This window comes from Paraburkholderia caffeinilytica (genome assembly GCF_046030355.1).
Lineage (GTDB): Bacteria > Pseudomonadota > Gammaproteobacteria > Burkholderiales > Burkholderiaceae > Paraburkholderia > Paraburkholderia caffeinilytica_B.
Map to the genome: position 1 here is coordinate 167,350 of NZ_JAQQCQ010000008.1, position 22,659 is coordinate 190,008.

Below are 22,659 nucleotides of genomic sequence, written 5' to 3' on the forward strand. Positions count from 1 at the left end.
GCCAAACGCGTCCATAACAACATGACACAACGGATTTTTGTTTTCAGGAAGGCGGCGTGGCTCGGGTTGGCTCTGCTTGCCGTATCGGCTGCGACTGACGCGGCCGGCCCGGTGGTGCAGCGAGGGCACGCCGGCCAGCCGTCTCAAGCGGCCCAGACAGCTCAAGGTGCGCCTTCGCAGACCATCGACCTGACAGTCGGCGCGCAGCAACCGCTCGCAACCGGCCATACGCTGCAGCGTGTTGCGATTGGCGATCCCGCAGTAGCCGATGTATTGATCATCAAGGGCGACAAGCGCGGTGGCGTGCTCCTTGTTGGCAAGGCGGCGGGTACGACCAACCTGATGCTGTGGGCAAGCGATCGCGAGGCGCCGCTGATCTATACGGTCAATGTCATCACGCCGGCAGCGGCTTCGCTGCTCGGGCCCGATACGCCGAGCGTCAAGGTGCTCGGAAGCACCGCGGTGGTGTCCGGCACGTCGGCGACGATGGAGGCGCACCAGCGCGCTGTGGTCGCGGCGGAAGGCTCGCTCGGCAAGGACGGGGCGGTGTTCGACACGTCGACGGTGGCGAGTCGGGCGGTGGTGCAGGTCGATGTGCGAGTGGTCGAGTTTAGCCGCTCGGTGCTCAAGCAGATCGGCTTCAACTTTTTTAGTCAGAGGAACGGTTTCGCGTTTGGCTCCCTGGGGCCGAACGGGGCGACTTCCGTGACGGTGCCGCAAAAGGCTTTCGACCCGTCAACAAGCGCGACGGTGGGTCCGGCGTTGGCTACGCCTCTATCATCAGCGTTCAACCTGGTATTCGGTTCGGCGACGAAAGGCATCTTTGCCGACCTCAGTTTGATGGAGAGCAACAATCTCGCGCGCGTGCTGGCAGAACCGACGCTCGTGGCGCTCTCAGGACAAAGCGCGAGCTTCCTCGCAGGTGGGGAGATTCCAGTGCCGGTGCCGCAGGCATTGGGTGCGACCTCGATCGAATACAAGTCGTATGGTGTCGGCCTCACATTGACGCCTACCGTTCTAAGCCCGCAGCGCATCGCGCTGAAAGTCGCGCCGGAAGCGAGTCAGCTCGACTTCACAAACGCGGTAACGATCAGCGGCGTCTCGGTACCCGCGTTCACCACGCGGCGTGCGGACACCACCGTCGAACTCGGCGACGGCGAGAGCTTCGTGATTGGCGGCCTGATCGACCGCGAGACCGCATCGAATGTCGCGAAGGTGCCTTTGCTCGGCGATCTGCCGGTGATCGGCACCTTCTTCAAGCAGTTGAATTACCAGCAGAACGAGAAGGAGCTGGTGATCATCGTGACGCCGCATCTGGTGTCGCCGCTGGCCAAGGGTGCAACCTTGCCGACGACGCCGGGCGAGCAGTCCGAGCAACGTAACGGGCCGGTGTGGCGTTCACTGATCGGTGGTGTGGCGGCGCGTGATGCAGCGCCGGGATTTTCGAAGTGAAGCTGGCGGGCGCCGAGGCGGTGCGCCGGATCGGTGGAGCGGTGAGTCAGCATGCACGCGAATCGCGCATGCCCGCTGGCGAGCAGTACGACGCGGGGGCTTCGCAGCCGATGCCGCATAAGGATGTCCAATATGAACGCGAGAACGCATTCATTGACTGAACGGGCGGTCACCGATTATTTCGTGTTCGCGTCGCTGGCCGACGAACACGTGCATTGGCTCGCCGATACGCTGGTGGGCGCAGGCGTGGTCGAAGCGGCCACACTCGATCCCTCGATGCTGATGCAGCGCATTGCAGCGCTGAATCCGTCGCTGGTGTTCGTCGACTTTTCCGGCGGTCGTGCCGCTGCGGCGAGTGCGGCGGCGAGTGCCGTGCGCACGGCCTATCCCGGCATGCAGATCGTTGCGCTCGGCTCGTTGATTGAGCCCGAAAGCGCCTTGGCTGCGCTGCGTGCCGGCGTGCGCGATTTCATCGACCTGTCCGCGCCCGCCGAAGACGCGTTGCGTATCACGCGCCAGGTGCTGGACAACCTCGTCGAACCGGTCAGCCGCCATGGCAATGTCACCGCGCTGCTGGGCGCGCGCGTCGGCATGGGCGTGAGCACGCTGGCCGCGAATCTCTCGGTGATGCTGCAACGACGCGACGTCGCGCAAGGCCGGCAAGCCGCCTTGCTCGATCTCGGCTTGCCGGCCGGCGACGGCTCGCTACTCCTGAATACGCGCAGCGAATTCAATTTCGTCGAAGCCGTGCGTAATCTGCGCCGCTTCGATCAGACCTTCGTGCACACCGCACTGTCGCACCACTCGAGCGGTCTCGCGCTTACCACGCTGCCGCCCAATCTCGCCGACATGCGTGAGGTGTCGTATTCCTCCTCGATCGGATTGCTGAACCGGCTGCGTGCTTTCTTCGATCAGCAGATCGTCGATCTCGGCGGCTTTACCAACAGCGAGTTCATCGCCCAGGTCGTGCAGGCCGCCGATGAAACCTGGCTGTTGTGCGATCAGGGCGTGGCTTCGATCGTTTCGGCGGTCAGTGTGCTCGATGCATTGCGTGAAGAGGGCGTGGATACGGCGAACGTGCGGTTGATCGTCAACAAATTCGACGCCGACCTTGGTCTCGCCGCTGCGCAGATCGCGCAGCGTCTGGATATTCCGTTGCTCGCCACCTTGCCGGAGCGGCGCATCACGCTCGGCCAGGCGGTCAACCAGGGACATCTGCTGGCCGATGTCGCGGCGCGCGATCCGTATGTGCGGGCACTCGAACCCTTGATCGAACGGCTTGGCGGCGCTGCGCGCGCGACCGCGCAAGCACGCAGCAAAACGACGCTCGGCGCGCTCAAGCGCTTTATTCCAACCACTTACAAGCGGTCATAGACGATGGCAAAAGAAATCGAATTTGCCGACGACGCGCCTTCGTTCGCGCATAGCCAGCAGTTCCAGGACATCAAGAACGCTGCGCACGAACACCTGCTGACGCGTATCGAGGAACTCGGCTCCGAGTTCGGCCGCTGGTCGCGTAACGCGATCAACCAGTTCGTCGATCTGGAGATGGACAGCTTTGTGCGGCTGCGCCGGATTCCGATCAACGAGAGTGAAGTGCGGTTGATCGCCGAGGCGCTGACCAAGGAACTGGCGGGCTTCGGCCCGATCGAGGATCTGCTCGCCGATCCGGCCGTCGAAGATATTCTGATCAACGGCTACAACGACGTTTACGTGTCGCGTCACGGTATCCTGACCAGGATTCAGGTGCGCTTTGCCGACAACGCGCATCTGCTGCGCATCGTGCGGCGTATTCTCGCGCCGATCGGGCGGCGTCTGGACGAATCGAATCCGATGGTCGATGCACGCCTGCCGAACGGTGGGCGTGTGAATGTGGTGATTGAACCGCTGTCGATCGACGGTCCGATCGTCTCGATCCGTAAATTCCGCAAAGATCCGATGCGTCCCGAGGATCTGCTCGCCAACGGCACCTATAACGCGGAAATCGGCGCACTGCTCGAAGCGGCGGTCGCCGCACGCTGCAACGTGCTGGTGTCGGGCGGTACGAGCTCGGGCAAGACTTCGCTGCTCAATGCGCTGGCGTTTCACATTCCCGAGCCGGAGCGGGTCGTGACGATCGAGGACACGGCCGAACTGTCGCTGAACCACCCGCACGTGGTGCGGCTCGAAAGCCGTCCAGGCGGCTTCGACGGCGCGGGCGTCGTGACGATTCGCGACTTGCTGCGCAATACCTTGCGGATGCGGCCGGACCGCATCATCGTCGGCGAAGTGCGCGGCGGCGAGGTGCTCGAAATGTTGCAGGCGATGAACACCGGCCACGACGGCTCGATGGGCACCGTGCACGCCAGTTCGCCGCGCGAATGTCTGTACCGCCTCGAAATGCTGGCTGGTTTTGCGGGCTTCCAGGGTACCGAGTCGAGCTTGCGCCGGCAGATCGCCAATGCAATCGACTTCATTGTGCAGATCGGCCGGCTCTCGAACGGGCGTCGACGGATTCTGTCAATTACCGAAGTCACGGGTCTGTCGGACAACATCATCGCGACTCAGGAGTTGTATCGCTACGAACCGGTCGCGACCGCAGAGGGTGACGAACTCGATAACTGGGTGTCGCTCGGCATCCATCCGCACTCGCCGAAACTCGCGCGTTTCCGCCAGGCATTGGGCGGTGGTGAGGCGCACAGCGGATTCGGCAATGCGGGCTTCGGCGGGGGCTTCAATGTCTAGCGCGGTACTGGTCTTCGCGGCGCTCGCGCTGCTATGCGCGGCGCTCGCGTTGCTGCTATGGCAGCGTGGCGCGCAACGCAAAGACCAGGCGAGCACCGAGCGCTATATCGATAGCCGCATGGCGGTGGCCGTGCCAGTCGGCGCGGGCGGCTTGGCAAGTGGTGCGGGAGGCGGTTCGCGCGTCGCGCCCGCGCGTGTTGTCGCGGCGTCTGCCTCGATCGCGCCGCAAGCGCCGCCAGCCGATGCGGGCTGGCTTGCGCAAGGGCGCTATCTGCAAGCGCGCGTGCGCTTCATGGTGCAACACGCGATGGCTCGCGCAGGTATTGCCAGCGCCAGGGGGCCTGTTGCGATTGCCGGCGCAATCGTGTTGCTACTGTGCGCCTGGGCCGCGCTGGTAGGCGGCGTACTCGCCGCCGGGGCGACGCTGGTTGCGTGCGCGATGTTCATCTATTTTCTGCTGGCGGTGCGCGCGAACAAGCGCCGTCAACAGATCGTGCGGCAATTGCCGCTGTTTCTCGACGGCATCGTGCGTCTGATTACGCTCGGCAACAGCGTGCCCGCCGCGTTCCAGGCCGCGCTGCAGAGCACCGAGGCGCCGCTGCGCGAATGTCTGGATTATGTGTCGCGGATGCTACGCACCGGTGTCGAAATCGATCGTGCGCTGTCGCAGGTCTCCGTGATCTACGGCGTGCGCCAGCTCGAACTGGTTGGCGCCGTGCTGCGTCTGTCGGTCAAATACGGTGGTCGTGCCGACGTGATGCTCGATCGCATGGCGTCGTTCATGCGCGACCTCGAACAGGCCGAGCGTGAACTCGAGGCGATGTCGGCGGAGACGCGGCTGTCGTCGTGGGTGTTGGCGATGCTGCCAATCGGCATTGGGGGTTTTTTGATCCTCTCCAATCCTAAATATTTCGCGTCGATGTGGTTCGATCCGACCGGGCGGCAGCTCGTCTACCTGGCGTTTGGCTTGCAGGTTGTCGGCGCTTATCTGCTGTATCGCCTCGCGAATCTGAGGAGTTGACGATGCAAGCTCATCAAATCGTCGCTCTCGCACTGGCTCTGGTCGCTCTCGCGTTACTGCTGCTCGCCGGGTTGGTGCTGGCGCGCGTGGCCGCTGTGCGGCGCAGCGAACGTACGCTCAGACAGGCGCTCGACGAGCGCGCGCTACAGACCGCGGCGCTTGCGGCCGCATCGGCTCCGCGTAGTACGGATGGCGCTCACGATGCGTCGAAAGCGGCTTTGCGAAACGTGCAGCCCACAGGTTTCAAAGGACTACTGGAGCGCTTTGCGCACGCTGGAATTCGCTGGCTTGACACGCCCTTTGGTCGGCAGGTTGTTGCCGAGGAAGACCGCCGGCTGCTTGAGCAGTGCGGCTTCGTCGATACGCGCACGCGCGGTCTCTTTCTGATGGCGCGGTTGGTGGGCGCGCTAGTGCTGCCTGTACTGGTCGGCGCGTTGGCGCGCGGTCATCTGGCCGGCCCACGCTACGTCATTCTGCTGTTTTTTTCGGTCATGGTGGGCTTCATGGTGCCGAAGATCATCTTGACGCGACGTGCCGGCAAGCGACGCCTTGGTGTGGTCGACGAATTGCCGTTACTGGTCGATCTGCTGCGCTTGTTACAGGGCGTGGGCTTGTCGCTCGACCAGAGCTTGCAGGTAATGGTCAATGATTTCCGAACGATGCTGCCAGTCCTTTCGAGCGAGTTGGAAATCGCGCAGCGTCAGTTTGCAACCGGCCGAACTCGCGAGCAATCGCTGAACCGGCTCGCTTCGAGTTACGACAACGAAGATTTGCGCGCAGTCGTACGGCTCCTGATCCAGGTCGACAGGCATGGCGGCGCTGTGCAGGAACCGCTCAAGCAATTCGGCGACCGCCTGCGCGAATCGCGCAGGGCCATGTTGCGCGAACGCATTGGCCGTCTCGCCGTGAAGATGACCGGCGTGATGATCATCACGTTGTTGCCCGCGTTGATGATCGTTACAGCCGGCCCGGGCGTACTGGCTGTCCAACATTCATTGCGCACGATGCATCGGTAAGGATTTTGCAATGACTCACTGTCCATCTTCGTTCGAATTCCTGATGAGCGCCGCTCGAACCGGTCGCCGCACCATGTGCTGCGCCGTCGTGCTGGCCGCGTTCTCCCTGCTCGGCGCATGTGCGTCGAAAGACGTTGCAGGTTATGGCGTCGGGGCGCAGGCCGAGCGTGCGGCGATGGCCCCGCAGGCCAATCGTGATCCCGCGCCGGATACGCCCGGCATGTATCTCGGACTGATCGATCAGATGCAGTCGCAGGGGCTTTATTTCGCTTCGCTCGCGCATATCGACGCGTACGAAAAACAGTACGGCGTGAGCCCCGACACGATTCTGCTGCGTGCTGACGCGTTGCGCATGACGGATCAGTCCGACGCTGCCACGACGGCTTACGGACAACTGCTGAAGACGCCGCTCGCTATGCGCGGATATCGCGGGCTTGGTCTGATCTCCGGCGCTGCCGGTGACTTTTCACATGCCGCTGAGGAACTGCAGCAGGCCGCGCAACTCGCACCGACCGATGCGGTAACTCTGTCGGATCTTGGCTACGCACGGCTGCGTGACGGCGATGTGAACGGCGCGCGTGTACCACTCATGAAGGCGGCCGAACTCGATCAGAACAGCCCGAAGATCATCAGCAATATTGTGCTCTATCTGCTTGCGAACGGCGACCTGGCGCAGGCGCAGGCGGTGATGAATCAGCAGAAATTCACGCCGGACGTGCGGGCGGCAATTCGTAGCGATGCGGCGAAGATAGCTGCGGCCGGCCGCGCGCAGGCACATGGATCGCCGACGCAACCACAACAGCAATTCGGGCAAGCGGGCGCGAGCACCGGCACGGTCGCGAGCGCACAAGGCATCGAGCCGGCGCCGCGCTTGTTGCAGCGTTTTTCGCAATGAGCGTGTCGTGATCGATCGGAAAATCAGGGGAGTTGGGATGAAAGAGAGAACAACGAAGCGGAGCCGGGTGGCATCGCTGCTGTGCTTCGCTGTGGCGATGGGCATGGCTGCTCCAGCCATTGCGCAGACGAGCGACGCCGCTCAGCCGATTGAGGCCACGCAGCCGCCGGTCCGGGGCAGCGAAGTGGGTCACTCGACACGCGCGTGGCTTGATCTGCAAAGCAGCAATACGGAGGCCGCGCCCTCGGTGCCGATGCTCGGCGCCGAGGCCGGGCTTGCCTACCGTCGTTACATGGAATCGTTTAAAAGCAGGATTCCCGATCTGTATGGGTCGGCGTTGAATAGCAACGGTGGCGGCGGGAATGGAGGCGCGATGGGTGCAACCGGCGGAACCGGCTCAGGCGGTTCAAACTGATATGCGCAAACAGTCATCCGCCACTGCCACGACCGTCCGCTATCCGCGACGGCTATGCGCTCGGCGTGTCGGTGCGTCAATGTCTTGCGCACATCGCCAGCATGGCGCGATCGCGGTTCTGGCGGTAATCTGGCTGGTCATCGCGATCACGGCGCTTGGCGCAATTGACATTGGCAATGTGTATTTCGTGCGCAGGCAATTGCAGCGTACGGCGGATCTGGCGGCAATGGCTGCGGTCCAGGTCATCAGTACGTCTGGCGGCTGCACGACGGCGACTACGGCCGCGCAGCAGAATGCTACGTCCAACGGTTTCAACGCCGACGGCACCAAGACCATCCTCACCACGACCTGCGGGCGCTGGGACACGAGTTCCAAGACTTATTTCGGCACGAGCGGCAACCCGCTCAATGCGGTGCAGGTGCAGACGAGTCAGGTCGTACCTTATTTCTTCCTCGGACCTTCTCGCACCGTGACGGCAACCGCCACAGCGTTTGCGTCGAACATCGACGCGTTCTCGCTCGGCACCGGCATCGCGACGATCAACACACAACAATCGGCATTGTTGAACGCGATCCTTGGCGGGTTACTGAAGACGAGCGTGTCACTCAGCGTGGGAGACACGCAGAGTCTCGCCACCGCGCACATCAAACTGGAAGATCTGATGGTGGCGCTGGGCGCGGCGAACATGCAAGGCCTGCTCGCCACCACGGTGAGTTATCAGAACCTGATGGTGGCAATGGTCAAGGCGTTGCAGGCTGGCGGCGATACCGTCAATGCGGCAATTTTGCAGACGCTGGCCGTCGCCATTCCTGGTGGCCAGAACATCACCGTGGGCGACAGTGGCACCTCGGCGCCCGGGCTTCTCTCGCTTGGATTGGCCAACCCGAATGCCGCGACTACTGCGACCATCAATGCGTTCGACGCGTTGCTGGTCGCCGCGCAGCTCGCGCAGCGCAGTCCGGGTGGTTCGGTGGGCAACGCGCCGGTGATCAACGTGGCAGCCAGCCTGCCCGGCGTGCTGGGACTCTCGTTACAGGTCATCAATCCACCGGTGCTGGCGGTGGGCGAGGGCGGCACGACGGTCGTCAACGGATCGTCCGCGCCACGCACCGTTGCACGTACCGCCGTGGTCAACGCGATCGTCACGTTGGCGCCGGTTTCGCTGCCGACGTTGACCGTGGGCTTGCCGCCGTTGGTATCCGCGTCGATCTCCGCGCTCAGCACGCCGCTCGTGGTCACGCTGGCCGTTGCGCCCGGCACCGCGAGCCTCACGGCGGTCGATTGCGAAAGCACTAAAGCGGCCACCAACGCAACGCTGAAGGTGACGCCGGGCATCGCGGCGGCCTGTCTGTCTGGCGGCAGTGTGCAATGTACGATACCGGTCACCCCGGCCGTCACCGCGGCGGTCTATGCGTCCCCGATCAAACTGGCTTCCGTCACGGCGACACTGCTTGGCTTGACGGCGCAGGTGGCCAACGTCATCGTGCACGGCGTCGGCCCCTTGGCCTTGACGCCGGGTTCTACGCCGATTGTCATCAACGGCTCGTCGGGCAGCTTCGACGCGGTGGCGAGCGTCAATTCCAACCAGGTCGGCAGCGCGCTGTCCATCTTCAGTTCGCAATTGTTGAACGCGTTGCCCGGCGCGCTGGACATTTCGCTTCTCAACAACCTGATCGATATTTCGTCGCTGCTGCAGCCGATTCTGACAGCGGTCACCGGCATCCTGACGCCGTTGTTGCAACCCGTTTTCAATCTGCTCGACACCGTCCTCGTCCCGACGCTTGCATTGTTGGGCGTACAAGTCGGCACCGCCACGGTCCACAATATGTCGCTGACATGCGGCGTCTCGCAACTGGTCAACTAGCGTAACCAAGACAAGATGAGAACCAACCCCAAAATCGAGGAACTCGATATCTACGTCTGGGAAGGCAAGGCCGACATCGTCGACCGGGTCGCGCGCTGCATGGCGAGCTTCGACGTCGAAGTGATCCGCGCGGACGATATCGCGATCTCGCCTGAGCGGACGGCGCTGCGGCCGTCGCTCGCGATCATCAGCGTTTCCGTGATCGACAGCGGCGCGCTGCTCATGCGCGACTGGCAGGCCGCGCACGGCATTCCCGTCGTGTGGGTCGGCGCCGCGCCGCGCGACCATGATCCGGCGACTTACCCGTCCGACTATTCGCACATCCTGCCGCTCGACTTCACGTGCGCCGAATTGCGCGGCATGGTCATGAAGCTGGTGCTGCAATTGCGCGCACACAGCGCCAAGACGCACGAGTCGGATGCGATGATCGCCAATTCGGAGTGCATGCAGGCGCTGCTGCACGAAGTCGACACGTTTGCCGATTGCGATACGAGCGTGCTGGTGCACGGCGAAACCGGCGTCGGCAAGGAGCGCATCGCACAGCTGCTGCACGAAAAACATACCCGCTACGGGCAGGGACCATTCGTCGCGGTGAACTGCGGTGCGATTCCGGACGGGCTGTTCGAATCGCTGTTCTTCGGCCACTCGAAAGGCTCGTTCACGGGCGCGGTGGTCGCGCATAAGGGCTACTTCGAACAGGCCGACGGCGGCACGCTGTTCCTCGACGAAATCGGCGATCTGCCGCTCTATCAGCAGGTCAAGCTGCTGCGCGTGCTCGAGGACAGCGCGGTCACGCGCATCGGTTCGGCCACGCCGGTGAAGCTCGACTTCCGGCTGGTCGCGGCGACCAACAAACATCTGCCGCAACTGGTCAAGGACGGCACTTTCCGCGCCGATCTTTACTATCGGCTTGCAGTGATCGAGTTGAAGATACCGTCCCTCGAAGAGCGGGGCGCGGTCGACAAGATTGCGATCTTCAAGGCTTTCATCGCGCAGATCGTCGGCAGCGAGCGTCTCTCCGCGTTGCCGGACCTGCCGTACTGGCTCGCCGACGCGGTGGCCGACACCTACTTCCCCGGCAATGTGCGCGAACTGCGCAACCTGGCCGAGCGGATCGGCGTGACGGTGCGTCAGATCGGCGCGTGGGACGCGGCGCGCCTGCAGCGGCTGCTCGCGCTTGCGCGCACCAGCCAGCCGGTGCCGGCGGAGAGCGCCGCCGAGGTGCTGGTGGATCGCAGCAAATGGGACATGGCCGAGCGCAACCGCGTGCTGGCCGCGCTCGACGCCAACGGTTGGCGCCGGCAGGACACGGCGCTTTATCTGGGGATCAGCCGCAAGGTTTTGTGGGAGAAGATGCGCAAATACCAAATTTTTGATGAAGAGCCCGAAACACGTGAAAGTGAGTAATAATGAGACGGTTGTACTAAAACAAAAACTGTTCAAGCAGGATTTACATGGACCGAAAGTCGAAACTACGGCAGATTGCCCTGGCAGCGTTCATCGCGATGGGGGCCGTGCAGGGCGTGAATGCTCAGGCTCTGCCGGATAGCGGGTCGAGCGCTGGCGTCGTTTCCCAACCGGGCACGACGACGGCTTTGCCGGCCAATTCAGCGGCTGGACAGGCACAGACGAGCGCGTTGACGCCGGACGAAGCCAAGCAGTCTGCAGCGGGCAATGTGGCGGAATTGCAGCAGATGATCCGGGGCTCGGATCTGAGCGAATTGCGCACCACGTACAACGGCAGTTACGGAGCGAGCTTGCTGTTTTACGGCAAGGAGATGACGTACTACGTGGCGTTGTTCCAACAGAAGAACTTCTGGCGCGTCATCAAGACGCAGGACGCCACGCGTGCCGACATGATCTACAAGGATTTTGTGCGTCAGACGCTGCAACTGTCGGACGTCGAGATTCGGCGCACGCAGCTGGAAGCGCAGAAGGCGTTCACGGAGCGCATGATTGCCTTGTCGCAGGACCGCGCCAACCGCTTGCAGGCCGACCTCGACATTGCGCATCAGCAGCAGACGATTGTTTCGAACCAGCAGCAGCAGACCCGTGCCGAAGCAACGGCGCTTGCGCAGCAGAAGGCTGCCGCGCAAGACCAGCTCCGCGCCGCGCAACGCCAGGTTCGCGAACTGCAGCGTCAACTGGAAACCGGCCTGCCGTCGCACTGAACGCGATGACGGGAAGACCGGACGATGGGCGGGCAAGGCGCCTTTGAAAGCGCCGCCCGCCCATCGAACGTAAAGGCCGGACGTAAAAAAACTGAGCGTCAAACCGTTTAGTAACGCAAGTCACCTATCCCCGCAGTAGAGAGCTTCGCTTCCGAAGCATCCCAGCCGCACGAGCGGACATCCCTTTTCGAAACATCCGTGCCGCAAGAGCAGGCATTTCCACATCCGCCGCAGGTTTCCCTGGCAGACCCATCCGCGACGCACGTAGTGCGGAGTGGGAGCTGATGACACCTTTGTCACAAGCGCGAGAAGGTGCAGGGGCACGGATTCCAGATGCACCACTACCGTAACTGTGCGGGGGCCCCGCTTATGAGCTGGCGGTGTGAGCCGCTTTCTTTGCTTATCTTTCTTTGCGGCGGCAAAGAAAGTAAGTGCCTGCCCCGCACAGGGGCGAACGCTAATAGACCAATAGCAATTCAAGGAAAGGCCAACGCCCCAAGCGCCCCCAAAACGCCGCCGCCCAAGGCAAAAAAAACCGCCAACCTAATGCCGTTTCTTCCCCCCCGAAGCCACCTGCTCCCCCGTCGACTGCCGCGGCTCAGTCATATCGACAGCAATCGGATCACTAGCAGGAAAGCTCTCTTCAAGAGCCTCATCAAGCCGGCTATCCGAAGACTCGGCGGCTGGCTGAGCCGTTTCCTTATGATGAGGCGCATGTTGCTTCTGCTTGGTCATGACGTGCTCCACGAGAGAAGAAAAGACTCGACAACTCAGCATAACGCAAAGCGGGCCCGGCAGCGCATCAGCGGGAACGACCTGAACGCCCACACCGTAAGCAATTCCTTCAAAACCCAAAACGAGATCAGAAGAAAACAACAAGCCAAAAAACAAAACTTAAAAACCATTCCGCATCAAGTCGTTTTCCGAGTGTCGCCTGACAACAAAAGCATCTACCGGCCGCACCGGCCAAAGAAAACCACACGGCATACCGTGAACGGGCAACGTCCAGGCTCGGGAGGGGAGCCAACAGAAGCAGCGAACAACAAGGCAGCAAACGACATGGACCGAAAAAACCCTGCGCGCGCGCAACGCTTCAACGCATCACACGTGGTGGAAGCCGAACTGGAACATCTGGATTGGGCAACACGGCAACCGGCGCTACGCATGCTGGACGCCGTGTACTGGCGGCGCCGCGTGCTGGCGGTCAAATGTGGATTCGAGCTGACTGACTTGCAGATAATGCGACTGGAAAAAATCTTGCAGCGGCTCGGCCATCCGTCGGAGTAGCCGGCCGCTATGGCGGCGCTTTATTCGTTGCCGCCGCTGGTGCCGCCGCTGCCACCATGGTTGCCGCCGTCGCCGCCACCCGTGCCGAACAGACGCCGCCGGCGCGTTACGACCACCGGACCATCGGACGTGCTGCTGCCACGATCGGACGACGCAGGGCGATCCGAAGACGGCGCGCCATACGACTCGCGCGGTTCACGCGGCTCACGGTGTTCTCGCGGTTCACGCGAGCCGTGCGGGCCACGCGTGGTGTGCTCGCCGTGCGAAGGCCGCCCCCCGGCGCGCGGCGCCGGACGCGTGCCGGTGTCGAGTTGGATCGTGGAGATCGCGCGCTTGTAAATGCCTTGCAGGCCGACAGGCGTGCGCAGCATCACCAGATACTGATCGAACGACTCGATGCACCCTGTCAGGCGAATGCCGTTGACAAGATAGATCTCGACGCGCTTTCGTTCTTTGCGCGCAGCGTTCATGAAGTCGTTTTGCGGATGCGATTCTGCGGAAGCCATGGACAATTCAGGTTAGAAAGACGGTTGTTCGCCGGGATTCTACCCTGTGTGGGGGCAGAACGCTTCTGCGGGCGAACTGCGTCCACTATAACGGCTTGCGCGCACATAAGCATCTGATAACTATTGACTGTAACGTTGAGTTACGAATCTGCCGACGAATCGCGTCTTCTTCGCCACGTTCGGGCGCGTCAGATGGGGATGGCGGAAAAAGTTGGTGCGCGCCGGTGCCGCACGTGGAATAAATCACAGCCTGCCCACGTTAATCCAGGCATGGCAGCGCTGCATACCGCACGTGGCCGATCGGGTTCCCCGGCTCGCAGGCGCCGGCCGGGCGCTCATCAGGAGACTCACTATGAAAGCATCCCGTATCCTTTCCTCGGCCTTCGTGCTGCTTGCGCTTGCGCTGGGCTCGCTCGTAACGAGCGCCTGCACCTCCGCGACTGACAGCAGCGCTTCGGGTGGGAGCAGTAACACGGGCAGCGCCGGTGGCTACTGAGCATTGCCACGCCGGGTGAATTTCGAAGCGGAAGTGATTTCGTGGCTCCCGCAGTTGCGCCGCTATGCGCGCGCACTGACGGGCGACCGCGCCTGGGCCGACGATCTCGTGCAGGATACGGCGGAGCGCGCGCTCGCGCGCTGGTCGGCGTTCCGTCCGAACAGCAACCTGCGCGCGTGGCTCCTGACGATTCTGCGGCATCTTTACATCGACCAGTTGCGCGGCCGCCGCGAAATTGCCGTGGACGATGAAAGTGCGCCGTGGCGTAATCTCGAAGCGCCGCATGGCGAGGTCGACGGTCTGGTGTTGCGCGATCTGCAGCGTGCGCTATATTGCCTGCCGGTCGAGCAGCGGGAAGTGCTGCTGCTCGTTTGCGTGGAGGAACTGTCTTATCAGGAAACGTCGAAAGCGCTCGGCGTGCCGATCGGCACGGTCATGTCGCGGCTGTCGCGCGCGCGGGAACACATGCGCGTGCTGATGACGGAGGGGCCGGGTGAAGGGGGCGCCATGGGGCTGGCGCGTAAAGTCCCGCCGCTGAAAGTAGTGAGAAATCCGTGATGAACAACGACCACGATTCCAGCTTGCCTGAGGAGCCCGATCTGCGGGCCCTGTCGGCGTTCGTCGACGGCGAATTGCCGCCTGAGGAGCGCGCCGCAATCGAGGCGCAACTGGCGCAGCAGCCGCAAGCTGCCGCGAGAGTGGCCGCGTGGCGCGCGCAGAAAGCGGCGCTGCAGGCGCTGTGCAGCGCGCCACAGCACAACGCGCGTAACGGGAGCGACGAACGCAGCGAGCGTGTCGGACAAAGCGACGCCGACGAGCCGGCCTTCATCGTCGTACGGCGGTCGACGCCGTGGTGGCAGCGCGTCGGCCTCGCTGCCTGCTGGCTCGCGGCCGGTGCGGGTGTCGCGCTCGCCTTGGGGCCGCTCGCCCCGCGTCTGACGGGTGGCGCGTGGAATGGCCTCGGCGGTCAGCCGGCGAGTTTTGCCGAGCGCGCCGATATCGCTTATGCGGTGTACACGCCCGAACGGCGTCATCCCGTCGAAGTCGCCGCGAACGAGGAAGAGCATCTGATCAATTGGCTGTCCAGGCGGCTGAACCGGCCGCTGTCGGTGCCGTCGCTGCAGGAGTACGGTTACTCGCTGGTGGGGGGGCGTCTGTTGCCCGGCGAAGCAGGACCGGCCGCGCAGTTCATGTATGAGAATCCCAGCGGCGCGCGCCTCACGCTGTACATCACGGGTATGTCTCGCGACGAAACCGCATTCCGCCTGTTCCGCGACGGTAACCGCCGGACCTTCTACTGGGTCAGCGACCGCATGGGCTACGCGTTGTCCGGGCCGATTTCGGAAGACAAGCTGCGCTCGATGGCGATCGAAGTGTGCAGCGCGCTGGGCGGCAAGCCGGAGGCCTGGCAGTAACGCTGAACGCACGGTGAGCCCCCGGGATCCGGCAAAAAACCGGCAAAACGCGGGCCAGCGGATTCCGTTGCAACACGTGGTAACAGAAACGCCGTGCGCTCGCGCGCGCCATCGGAATAGCGTCGCGCGACGCTTCGTTTACTTGCTGCAGGATCAGCTGTCCCGCCTTGCAAGCGCGCTGGGACGGCGCGGTCTGGTGCGAGGCAAACCGACGGGGTCTTTACGGTGTCGATACGCTTTTTGCGAGTCGCAACGCCGGCGCGTCGAGGTAGCGAAATCATGCTTAATTTTCATCAGTTCGGCACGGGGCTGCGTTCCGGCCTGGCGTGTCTGTGCCTGTACGCCGCGAGCGCCGCGCCGGCCGCGGCACAATCGGATGCGAGTGCGCCGTCGACTGACACCTCGACGTGCCGCTTCGTCGTGGGTCAGGCGGAAATCGACGGCGTCATGCAGCAGGTCAGCGGTCGCGCCTGCCTGCAGCCCGACGGCAGCTGGCAGATCGTCGAAGACGATGCCGCCGCGCTAGCCTTGGCGCCGGCGCCGGTGTATTACTACGATCCATGGTACTGGGGGCCGCCGGTGTTATTCGGTGGCGTGTCGTTCGTTTTTGTCGACCACTTTCATCATTTTCATCACATGGATCATGTGCGTTATGTGCGCGGATCGTATGGAATGGGTGGGCGCGGCGGCTGGCATGGCGGCGCGTCGGCGCACGTATGGGGCGGCATGTCGCACGGCGGGGGCGGTGGGATGCACCGCTAGCTTGCCGCCGCGCGCACGTATCGCCGCAAAGGAGAGATCTTGACGCGTAGCTTGCCGCCGAAAGTTTCCGCCGCCGGGTTCGATCGCGCACTCGCCGGCTGGCGCGCGATCGTCGGTGAGTCGCAGGTGGTGACCTCGGCTGCGGGGCTTGCTGCGTACCTCGATCCGTTCGCGCCGGGTGAGCGCGAAGCGTTCTTTGCGTCGGCCGTGCTGCTGCCGGCGTCGGTCGAAGAGATTCGCGCGGTGTTGCGGATTGCCAATCAATTTCGCATTCCGTTGTGGACGGTCTCGACCGGACGCAACTTCGCATACGGTGGCGCCGCGCCGCGGCTGGCGGGTTCGGTCGTGCTCGATCTGCAGCGGATGAACCGCATCATCGAAGTGAACGAGACACTCGCCTATGCGCTGGTCGAACCGGGCGTCAGCTACTTCGATCTCTACGCGCATCTGCGCGAAAAAGGCTACAGGCTCTGGGTCGATCCACCTGCGGCGGGTTGGGGCAGCGTGGTCGGCAATACGCTCGAACGCGGCTTTGGCTATACCGCGTATGGCGATCACGCGGCGGCGCAATGCGGCATGGAAGTGGTGCTCGCCAACGGCGATGTGCTGCGCACCGGGATGGGCGGGATCGAAATCGGCAACGCGTGGCAACTGTATCAGCCAGGTTATGGACCTTCCTTCGATGCAATGTTCATGCAGTCGAACTACGGCATCGTCACCAAGCTCGGTGTCTGGCTGATGCCTGCGCCGCCCGCGTATCTGCTCGGCGAAATCCAGTTCCGGCACGAAGCGGATCTCGAGGCGATCGTCGACATCTTGAGGCCGTTGCGGCTTGATGAAACGATCCGCAACCACGCGGTGATTGAAGGTGGTTTGCGGCGGGCCGCGGGACTGTCGGCCCGTCAGCAGTGGTACGAAGGCAAAGGCGCGATGCCGGACAGCGCGGTGGCGGCGATGCTCGACAAGTTGAACGTGGGCCGCTGGAATCTGCATTTTGCGCTGTATGGAACGCCTGAATTGATCGACGCGCGCTACGCGATCGTGCAGCGCGCGTTCGCTCGCGTGCCGCAGGCGAAACTCTCGGCGACGCGCTATGCGGGCGATGCGCAACCCACTGCGGGTGGCGATCGCAACCTGGCCGGCATTCCGGCGATGAGCGCGTTCCGCATGCTCGACTGGCGCGGCGGCGCCGGCGCACATGTGGACTTCGCGCCGGTGTGTCCGGCGACCGGGCGCGACGCACTGCGCCAATACACGATGGTCAAGACGCGCGCGGCGGAATACGGCTTCGATTACTACGGCGGTTTTACGGCGGGCGTGCGCCATCTGCATCACATCTTCGCGGCGATCTTCGACCGCGACGACGCGAATCAGGTCGAGCAGGCTGGCGCGTTACTGCGTTCGCTGATGAGCGATGCGCGCGCGGCGGGTTACGGCGAATATCGCGCGCATCTCGCGTATATGGATTTCGCGGCGGCGCAGTACAGTTTCAACGACGGCGCATTGCTGCGCCTCTCGGAAACGATCAAGGACGCCCTCGACCCGAATGGCATTCTTGCGCCGGGTAAGCAGGGGATCTGGCCGGCGGCGTGGCGCGACCGACGAGGCTATACGTGAGGCCGTATGTGAAGCGAATGGCTGAGCGGCCTGAATGATGTGGGTGATTCGAATGATGCGAACGACGCAAATAGCGCGCGTGAACGGATAGCGTGATCAGGCAATGGACCGACGCACTTTCATGATGACCGGCGCATGGCTTTCGACCGCGGCAGGTGGCGCATGGCCGTGGCTCACGCAGACAGCCGCTCGCCAGAACACGTTCGCCGTGATCGATTCCACCCTCGCGGGCGGCCCCGCATTCGCCGACTACGTCGCACACATGAAGCTGCCCGTATTCGAAGCTGGCGATGACATCGGCGCGCTCTGGTACACGACACTTGCGCCGCGTCTCGGGCAAACGTCCGCGCAAACATTCGCGCAAACGCCGGCGTCGCTGATCGGCCTCACACGCGCTTCCGATTACTTCGTGCTCAAAGAACTTGCCACCCGCGCAGGCGGGCTGGTCGAGCACAGCTACGAGCAGGGCGCGGGGCCGATCGCGCATATCGCCTTCGCGCTGACGCCGCGCCTTATCCGCTAGCGCCCTAGAACTTATAAGCCTTGTTCTTCGGATCGAAGGTCGAGTCGTCGAATGTTTTCGGCGTGATGCTTTCGAAGACGATCTTCTCGAAGATCCTGCCGTCGTTGTCATAAGACTCGACGGTGCGGAAATACGGATGCCGCAGATCCAGCCCGAGCGTTTCTTTCTTCGCATAGAACTGCGGCTGGCCATTGGGTGTTTCGAACGTAAACGCCACGACGCGCACGCCGTCGATCGTTTTCACTTCCACCTGGGTCGAGCGCGGCAAGCCGGCCTCGATGTATTTCTTGCCTTCGGAGAGGTACTGACCGGCAATGTACTCGGTGCCGAGATCGCGCACCTGGTGGTTCGATTGCGCGCGGGCGAGAGCGCCGTTCAGCGAGGTCCACAACGGCATCACATTCATGATGCCGCCGAGGTGTCCATACATTTCGTCGGTGCGCTTGGACTCGTCGTAAATGATTTCCTGGCCGGCGTGTGCGCCGTCGGGCAGCCACTTCGCGTAGATTCGCAGCGGATCGTGGGCGATGCGAACCAGCATGTGATCCGGCTTGTCGGGCCATTGGCCGTGAATGCGTTCCGAGCGCGACATGGTGAACTCGTACGACGGAAAACCGTTCGGTCCTTCCTTGATGTAGCGCGGCAAGGCAAGCGGATCGAGCGACTGGAAGAGGGCGACCAGTTGCGCGTCGTCGAGCTTCTCCATGGCGCCGCTCTGTTGCGCGGCGCGCAGCCACTTGACCTGCTGATCGAGCGTGAGCTTGCCGACCTGCGACGACGGCGTGGTGGGCGCCTTGACGGCGTTGGCGCTGGCGGTGTCGAGCGCGGGCGGCGCGTCGTCGTTCTGCGCGAACGCCGGCGGCGTTGCCAGCGCCGCGACGCCGGCCAGCAGCGCGCCGATCAGAAGGCCACGTCGCGAAGCCGCGCGCAGTGAGGCCGTTAGAGACGCGCGCAGCGCGGCGGCCTCGGACAAAAAACGGGCGAGGCGCATGAAGGCCGGCGAGCGGCTCGAGTGGCTCGAGCGGCGCAAGCGGCCTGAGCATGCGGACAGGCTGTGCTTCATGAATCTCTCCGAAAGGATGGCGCAAGACATGGTGTCGAGCGCCTTGCCTGTCAGGCAGGTTTTTGCTTCGCGAGTTCCTCGTCGCGTAGCGCGCGGCGTAGAATCTTGCCGACGTTGGTTTGCGGCAGCTCGTCGCGGAACTCGACGAGCTTCGGCACCTTGTATCCCGTGAGATTTTTACGGCAGTGGGCGATCACCTGTTCCGCGGTCAGCGACGGATTGCGCTTGACGATGAACACCTTCACACGCTCGCCTTGCGCGGCATCCGGCACGCCGATTGCGGCAACCTCGCGCACGTCCGGAAGCATGGCGATGACGTCTTCGACTTCGTTCGGATAGACGTTGAAGCCCGACACCAAGATCATGTCCTTCTTCCGGTCAATCAGGCGGATGAAGCCGCGCGAATCCATCACGCCGATGTCGCCGGTGGCGAGCCAGCCCTCGTCGTCGATCACCTTGGCGGTCTCCTCGGGACGATTCCAGTAGCCTTTCATCACCTGCGGACCTTTCACGCACAGTTCGCCCGCTTCACCAATGTTCGCCCACGTTCCGTCGTCCTTCCTGAAACGCACTTGCGTGGACGGTGCGGGCAATCCGATCGAGCCTTCGAAGTCGCGCAGATTGGTCAGGTCCACCGGATTCATCGACACGATCGGCGAGCACTCGGTCAGTCCATAGCCTTCGATGATCGGTTTGCCGGTGACCGCCTTGAAGCGATCGGCGACCGACTTCTGCGTGGCCATCCCGCCGGCCATCGCGAGTTTCAGGTTCGAGAAGTCGCGCTTGCAGAACTCCTCGTTGTCGAGGAACGCGTTGTAGAGCGTGTTGACCGCGGTGATACCGGTAAATTTCTCGTGACGGATGATCATCATTACGCGCTTCATGTCGCGCGGATTGGCAATCAGGATGTTGCGTCCGCCGAGGCCCATGAAGATCAGCGCGTTCACCGTCAGCGAATAGATGTGATAGAGCGGCAGCGGCGTGAGCACCGTTTCGATATCGCCGCTCAACTGACCCTCGGACCATACTTTTGCCTGCAGCAGGTTGGCGATGATGTTCCTGTGCGTGAGCATCGCGCCTTTGGCCACGCCGGTGGTCCCGCCGGTGTATTGCAGGAAGGCGATGTCGTTGTGAGTGGGACGGACGGGCGTGAGCGGCCGCGTGTAACCGATCGAGAGCGCGTCGAGCAGCGGCACCGCTTTCGGCAGGTTGTATTTCGGCACCATCTTCTTCACGTGGCGCAGCATGAAATTCAGCAGACGTCCCTTCAGATTCAGGCCGTCGGCGAGCAGATCGCCAAGACCCGTCACGATGACGTTCTGTATTCTGGTGCCGGGCAGCGCGTCTTCGACAGTCTTTGCGAAGTTCTCGAACACGATGATGGTTTGCGCGCCGCTGTCCTTTAGCTGGTGCGCGAGCTCGCGCACCGTGTAGAGCGGATTCACGTTGACCACCACGGCGCCCGCCTTGAGCACGCCGAACAGCGACACCGGATACTGGAACGTATTCGGCAGCATGATCGCAACACGCTCGCCAGGCTTCACGCCGATGCTCTGCAGATAGGCGGCGAACGCAGCCGCCTTGCGGCCGAGCTCGCCATAAGTCATGTTCGCGCCGACGCTCACATACGCGACGCGCTCGCGAAACTGCGCGATGCATTCGTCGAAGAACTGCACGACCGATTCGTACTGGTTGACGTCGATTTCGTGCGGCACGTCTGCCGGATACGACGCGTACCAGATGCCGTCAGTGTTGGGCGCGCGATTCGCCGCCTGGCTGGGCGCCGGGTCCGCTGCATTCGCGAGCGGTGTGGATCCCGCGGCGGGCGGGAGCGGGGCTTGCGTGGGCTGGGTCATCGGTCGTCTCCTGAAGCGGTTGCTTCATCGGTTTATGGACTGGTCTTGCAGCCAGTCATTGAAATCATCAAAGTGGTCATCAACGCGGCAATCAAAGAAAGCGGTCATTGCTGCAGCCTTCGAAACCAGGTGTTCATTGGAACACGCGCCGAGGCAAATACGACAATCAGCGTTCCAGAATCGCCACCACGCCCTGGCCGCCCGCCGCGCAGATCGAGATCAGCCCGCGCGCGGTGCCGGCCGGCTTGTCGAGTTGCGCGAGCATCTTTGCGAGTCCGGCGATGATGCGGCCGCCCGTGGCGGCAAACGGGTGGCCCGTGGCGAGCGAACTGCCGTTCACATTCAATTTTGCCCGATCGATCGCGCCGAGCGGTCCCGGCAAACCGAGCTGCGTGCGGCAATACTCGTCATCCTGCCACGCCGCGAGCGTGCACAACACCTGCGCGGCGAACGCTTCGTGAATTTCGTATAGATCGAAGTCCTGCAAGGTGAGCCCGGCGCGCGCCAGCATGCGCGGCACGGCATAGGCGGGCGCCATCAGCAGGCCTTCCTTCTTGTCGAAAAAATCGACGGCGGCGGTTTCGGACCAGCTCAGATAGGCCAGCACCGGCAGGCCATGTTGGGCCGCCCATTCTTCGCTGGCGAGCAGCACGGCGGAAGCGCCGTCCGTCAGCGGTGTCGAATTACCGGCGGTCAGCGTGCCCGCGTCGCGATCGAAGACCGGCTTCAGGCCGGCGAGTTTTTCGAGCGTCAGGTCGGAGCGCAGATTGTTGTCGCGCGCGAGGCCGCGATACGGCGTCATCAGATCGTTGACGAAGCCGCGCGCATACGCCTCAGCGAGCTTGCGGTGGCTGTCGTAAGCGAGCACGTCCTGCGCTTCGCGCGAGATGTTCCAGCGCTTGGCCATCAGCTCGCAATGCTCGCCCATCGAGAGCCCGGTGCGCGGCTCACCATTGCGCGGCAAAAGCGGCTTGAAAAACATGCCGGGCCGCAATTTGGCCAGCGCGCCGACGCGTTGGCCGGTGCTCCTGCCGCGATTCGCTTCGAGCAGGATCTTGCGCATGCGCTCGTTGACGCCGATCGGTGCATCGGATGTCGTATCGACACCGCCCGCGATGCCCACCTCGATCTGTCCGAGGGCGATCTTGTTGGCGACGAGAATGGCCGCTTCCAGCCCGGTGCCGCAGGCTTGCTGTACGTCGTAGGCGGGCGTTTCTTTCGCGAGCGTGGTGGACAGCACGGATTCACGCGTCAGGTTGAAATCGCGTGAGTGCTTGATGACGGCACCGGCTGCTACTTCGCCAAGACGTTCGCCGTGCAGGTTATAGCGGTCGATCAGGCCTTGCAGCGTGAAGGTCAGCATGTCCTGATTCGACGCGGTCGCGTAGGCGGTGTTCGAGCGGGCAAACGGAATCCGGTTGCCGCCGATAATGGCGACGCGGCGCACGGCGGGCAGCGGGTTGGACATGCTCGGCTCCTTTGAGTCGTTCCCGGGTTGTTGAAAGGGTGCGGAACGGTGCGAATGGTGAGTAAGGCTTCTTTGCGTTCGTGCTGCGTGTGCTTCTTCGTGCTTCTG

The 22,659-nt window shown here is 63.1% G+C and carries 21 protein-coding genes; 17 read left to right on the top strand and 4 right to left on the bottom strand.

Translation table 11 applies throughout. The annotated features are described in order from the left end of the window. Positions 1-21 precede the first annotated feature (21 nt). The 11 genes from PQQ95_RS14830 to PQQ95_RS14880 all read left to right on the top strand — a co-directional run bounded on the left by PQQ95_RS14830 (position 22) and on the right by PQQ95_RS14880 (position 12,845). A complete protein-coding gene (locus tag PQQ95_RS14830; protein WP_408438135.1) occupies positions 22-1,452 on the top strand; it encodes a type II and III secretion system protein family protein in 1,431 nt (476 codons plus the stop codon). Positions 1,453-1,584: 132 nt separating this feature from the next. Beyond that, the gene (locus tag PQQ95_RS14835) at positions 1,585-2,826 is read left to right on the top strand and encodes a fimbrial protein (protein ID WP_408438136.1); all 1,242 of its coding nucleotides are present in this window, start codon (positions 1,585-1,587) and stop codon (positions 2,824-2,826) included. Positions 2,827-2,829: 3 nt separating this feature from the next. Then, a complete protein-coding gene (locus tag PQQ95_RS14840) occupies positions 2,830-4,176 on the top strand; it encodes a TadA family conjugal transfer-associated ATPase (RefSeq protein ID WP_408438137.1) in 1,347 nt (448 codons plus the stop codon). Next, positions 4,169-5,197 (top strand): type II secretion system F family protein, encoded by a 1,029-nt coding sequence (locus PQQ95_RS14845; protein ID WP_408438138.1) that lies wholly within the window; start codon positions 4,169-4,171, stop codon positions 5,195-5,197. Before PQQ95_RS14840 ends, PQQ95_RS14845 begins: the two co-directional genes overlap by 8 nt. Positions 5,198-5,199: 2 nt before the next feature. Beyond that, on the top strand, positions 5,200-6,213 hold the full coding sequence (locus PQQ95_RS14850) for a type II secretion system F family protein (RefSeq protein ID WP_408438139.1): 1,014 nt from the start codon (positions 5,200-5,202) through the stop codon (positions 6,211-6,213). 43 nt (positions 6,214-6,256) lie between these two features. Continuing rightward, entirely contained in the window at positions 6,257-7,108 is an 852-nt protein-coding gene (locus PQQ95_RS14855; RefSeq protein WP_408438222.1) for a tetratricopeptide repeat protein, read from the top strand. Positions 7,109-7,145: 37 nt separating this feature from the next. Continuing rightward, on the top strand, positions 7,146-7,523 hold the full coding sequence (locus PQQ95_RS14860) for a DUF3613 domain-containing protein (RefSeq protein WP_408438140.1): 378 nt from the start codon (positions 7,146-7,148) through the stop codon (positions 7,521-7,523). A gap of 1 nt (position 7,524) precedes the next feature. Next, positions 7,525-9,387: a TadG family pilus assembly protein gene (locus tag PQQ95_RS14865; RefSeq protein ID WP_408438141.1), complete on the top strand. Its 1,863-nt coding sequence runs from the start codon at positions 7,525-7,527 to the stop codon at positions 9,385-9,387. Positions 9,388-9,402: 15 nt separating this feature from the next. Next, positions 9,403-10,794 carry a sigma 54-interacting transcriptional regulator gene (locus PQQ95_RS14870; protein WP_408438142.1) on the top strand — a complete coding sequence of 464 codons (1,392 nt, stop codon included), beginning with the start codon at positions 9,403-9,405 and terminating at the stop codon, positions 10,792-10,794. 47 nt (positions 10,795-10,841) lie between these two features. Next, positions 10,842-11,558 carry a DUF2968 domain-containing protein gene (locus tag PQQ95_RS14875; RefSeq protein WP_408438143.1) on the top strand — a complete coding sequence of 239 codons (717 nt, stop codon included), beginning with the start codon at positions 10,842-10,844 and terminating at the stop codon, positions 11,556-11,558. A 1,059-nt stretch (positions 11,559-12,617) separates the two neighbouring features. Further along, on the top strand, positions 12,618-12,845 hold the full coding sequence (locus PQQ95_RS14880; RefSeq protein ID WP_408438223.1) for a hypothetical protein: 228 nt from the start codon (positions 12,618-12,620) through the stop codon (positions 12,843-12,845). Positions 12,846-12,865: 20 nt separating this feature from the next. On the opposite strand, the gene hfq is transcribed toward PQQ95_RS14880, so the two are convergent. Next, positions 12,866-13,351 carry an RNA chaperone Hfq gene (gene hfq / locus PQQ95_RS14885; protein WP_408438144.1) on the bottom strand — a complete coding sequence of 162 codons (486 nt, stop codon included), beginning with the start codon at positions 13,349-13,351 and terminating at the stop codon, positions 12,866-12,868. A 352-nt stretch (positions 13,352-13,703) separates the two neighbouring features. Here hfq and PQQ95_RS14890 point away from each other — a divergent pair, with 352 nt between their 5' ends. The 6 genes from PQQ95_RS14890 to PQQ95_RS14915 all read left to right on the top strand — a co-directional run bounded on the left by PQQ95_RS14890 (position 13,704) and on the right by PQQ95_RS14915 (position 18,164). Beyond that, the gene (locus tag PQQ95_RS14890) at positions 13,704-13,847 is read left to right on the top strand and encodes a hypothetical protein (RefSeq protein ID WP_408438145.1); all 144 of its coding nucleotides are present in this window, start codon (positions 13,704-13,706) and stop codon (positions 13,845-13,847) included. 15 nt (positions 13,848-13,862) lie between these two features. Further along, positions 13,863-14,405, top strand: coding sequence for an RNA polymerase sigma factor (locus PQQ95_RS14895; protein ID WP_408438146.1), 543 nt, complete (start codon positions 13,863-13,865; stop codon positions 14,403-14,405). After that, positions 14,405-15,262, top strand: a complete 858-nt coding sequence (locus PQQ95_RS14900; RefSeq protein WP_408438147.1) for an anti-sigma factor — start codon at positions 14,405-14,407, stop codon at positions 15,260-15,262. The genes PQQ95_RS14895 and PQQ95_RS14900 overlap by 1 nt, the downstream gene beginning before the upstream one ends. 279 nt (positions 15,263-15,541) lie before the next feature. Beyond that, on the top strand, positions 15,542-16,024 hold the full coding sequence (locus tag PQQ95_RS14905; RefSeq protein WP_408438148.1) for a hypothetical protein: 483 nt from the start codon (positions 15,542-15,544) through the stop codon (positions 16,022-16,024). A 39-nt stretch (positions 16,025-16,063) separates the two neighbouring features. After that, positions 16,064-17,641 (top strand): FAD-binding oxidoreductase, encoded by a 1,578-nt coding sequence (locus tag PQQ95_RS14910; RefSeq protein WP_408438149.1) that lies wholly within the window; start codon positions 16,064-16,066, stop codon positions 17,639-17,641. 103 nt (positions 17,642-17,744) lie between these two features. Next, entirely contained in the window at positions 17,745-18,164 is a 420-nt protein-coding gene (locus tag PQQ95_RS14915) for a hypothetical protein (protein ID WP_408438150.1), read from the top strand. A 4-nt stretch (positions 18,165-18,168) separates the two neighbouring features. Here PQQ95_RS14915 and PQQ95_RS14920 read toward each other — a convergent pair whose 3' ends face one another. The 3 genes from PQQ95_RS14920 to PQQ95_RS14930 all read right to left on the bottom strand — a co-directional run bounded on the left by PQQ95_RS14920 (position 18,169) and on the right by PQQ95_RS14930 (position 22,551). Beyond that, complete coding sequence (locus PQQ95_RS14920) at positions 18,169-19,227, bottom strand: DUF1571 domain-containing protein (protein WP_408438151.1); 1,059 nt, start codon at positions 19,225-19,227, stop codon at positions 18,169-18,171. 50 nt (positions 19,228-19,277) lie between these two features. Then, positions 19,278-21,083, bottom strand: a complete 1,806-nt coding sequence (locus PQQ95_RS14925; RefSeq protein ID WP_408438152.1) for an AMP-binding protein — start codon at positions 21,081-21,083, stop codon at positions 19,278-19,280. A gap of 166 nt (positions 21,084-21,249) precedes the next feature. After that, positions 21,250-22,551 carry an acetyl-CoA C-acetyltransferase gene (locus PQQ95_RS14930; protein WP_408438153.1) on the bottom strand — a complete coding sequence of 434 codons (1,302 nt, stop codon included), beginning with the start codon at positions 22,549-22,551 and terminating at the stop codon, positions 21,250-21,252. Positions 22,552-22,659 lie beyond the last annotated feature (108 nt).

Bases quoted from the DNA above. Each gene is read 5' to 3' on its own strand.
- PQQ95_RS14830 (WP_408438135.1), top strand. From the start codon at position 22: ATGACACAACGGATTTTTGTTTTCAGGAAGGCGGCGTGGCTCGGGTTG.
- PQQ95_RS14835 (WP_408438136.1), top strand. From the start codon at position 1,585: ATGAACGCGAGAACGCATTCATTGACTGAACGGGCGGTCACCGATTAT.
- PQQ95_RS14840 (WP_408438137.1), top strand. From the start codon at position 2,830: ATGGCAAAAGAAATCGAATTTGCCGACGACGCGCCTTCGTTCGCGCAT.
- PQQ95_RS14845 (WP_408438138.1), top strand. From the start codon at position 4,169: ATGTCTAGCGCGGTACTGGTCTTCGCGGCGCTCGCGCTGCTATGCGCG.
- PQQ95_RS14850 (WP_408438139.1), top strand. From the start codon at position 5,200: ATGCAAGCTCATCAAATCGTCGCTCTCGCACTGGCTCTGGTCGCTCTC.
- PQQ95_RS14855 (WP_408438222.1), top strand. From the start codon at position 6,257: ATGAGCGCCGCTCGAACCGGTCGCCGCACCATGTGCTGCGCCGTCGTG.
- PQQ95_RS14860 (WP_408438140.1), top strand. From the start codon at position 7,146: ATGAAAGAGAGAACAACGAAGCGGAGCCGGGTGGCATCGCTGCTGTGC.
- PQQ95_RS14865 (WP_408438141.1), top strand. From the start codon at position 7,525: ATGCGCAAACAGTCATCCGCCACTGCCACGACCGTCCGCTATCCGCGA.
- PQQ95_RS14870 (WP_408438142.1), top strand. From the start codon at position 9,403: ATGAGAACCAACCCCAAAATCGAGGAACTCGATATCTACGTCTGGGAA.
- PQQ95_RS14875 (WP_408438143.1), top strand. From the start codon at position 10,842: ATGGACCGAAAGTCGAAACTACGGCAGATTGCCCTGGCAGCGTTCATC.
- PQQ95_RS14880 (WP_408438223.1), top strand. From the start codon at position 12,618: ATGGACCGAAAAAACCCTGCGCGCGCGCAACGCTTCAACGCATCACAC.
- hfq (WP_408438144.1), bottom strand. From the start codon at position 13,351: ATGGCTTCCGCAGAATCGCATCCGCAAAACGACTTCATGAACGCTGCG.
- PQQ95_RS14890 (WP_408438145.1), top strand. From the start codon at position 13,704: ATGAAAGCATCCCGTATCCTTTCCTCGGCCTTCGTGCTGCTTGCGCTT.
- PQQ95_RS14900 (WP_408438147.1), top strand. From the start codon at position 14,405: ATGAACAACGACCACGATTCCAGCTTGCCTGAGGAGCCCGATCTGCGG.
- PQQ95_RS14905 (WP_408438148.1), top strand. From the start codon at position 15,542: ATGCTTAATTTTCATCAGTTCGGCACGGGGCTGCGTTCCGGCCTGGCG.
- PQQ95_RS14915 (WP_408438150.1), top strand. From the start codon at position 17,745: ATGGACCGACGCACTTTCATGATGACCGGCGCATGGCTTTCGACCGCG.
- PQQ95_RS14920 (WP_408438151.1), bottom strand. From the start codon at position 19,227: ATGAAGCACAGCCTGTCCGCATGCTCAGGCCGCTTGCGCCGCTCGAGC.
- PQQ95_RS14925 (WP_408438152.1), bottom strand. From the start codon at position 21,083: ATGACCCAGCCCACGCAAGCCCCGCTCCCGCCCGCCGCGGGATCCACA.
- PQQ95_RS14930 (WP_408438153.1), bottom strand. From the start codon at position 22,551: ATGTCCAACCCGCTGCCCGCCGTGCGCCGCGTCGCCATTATCGGCGGC.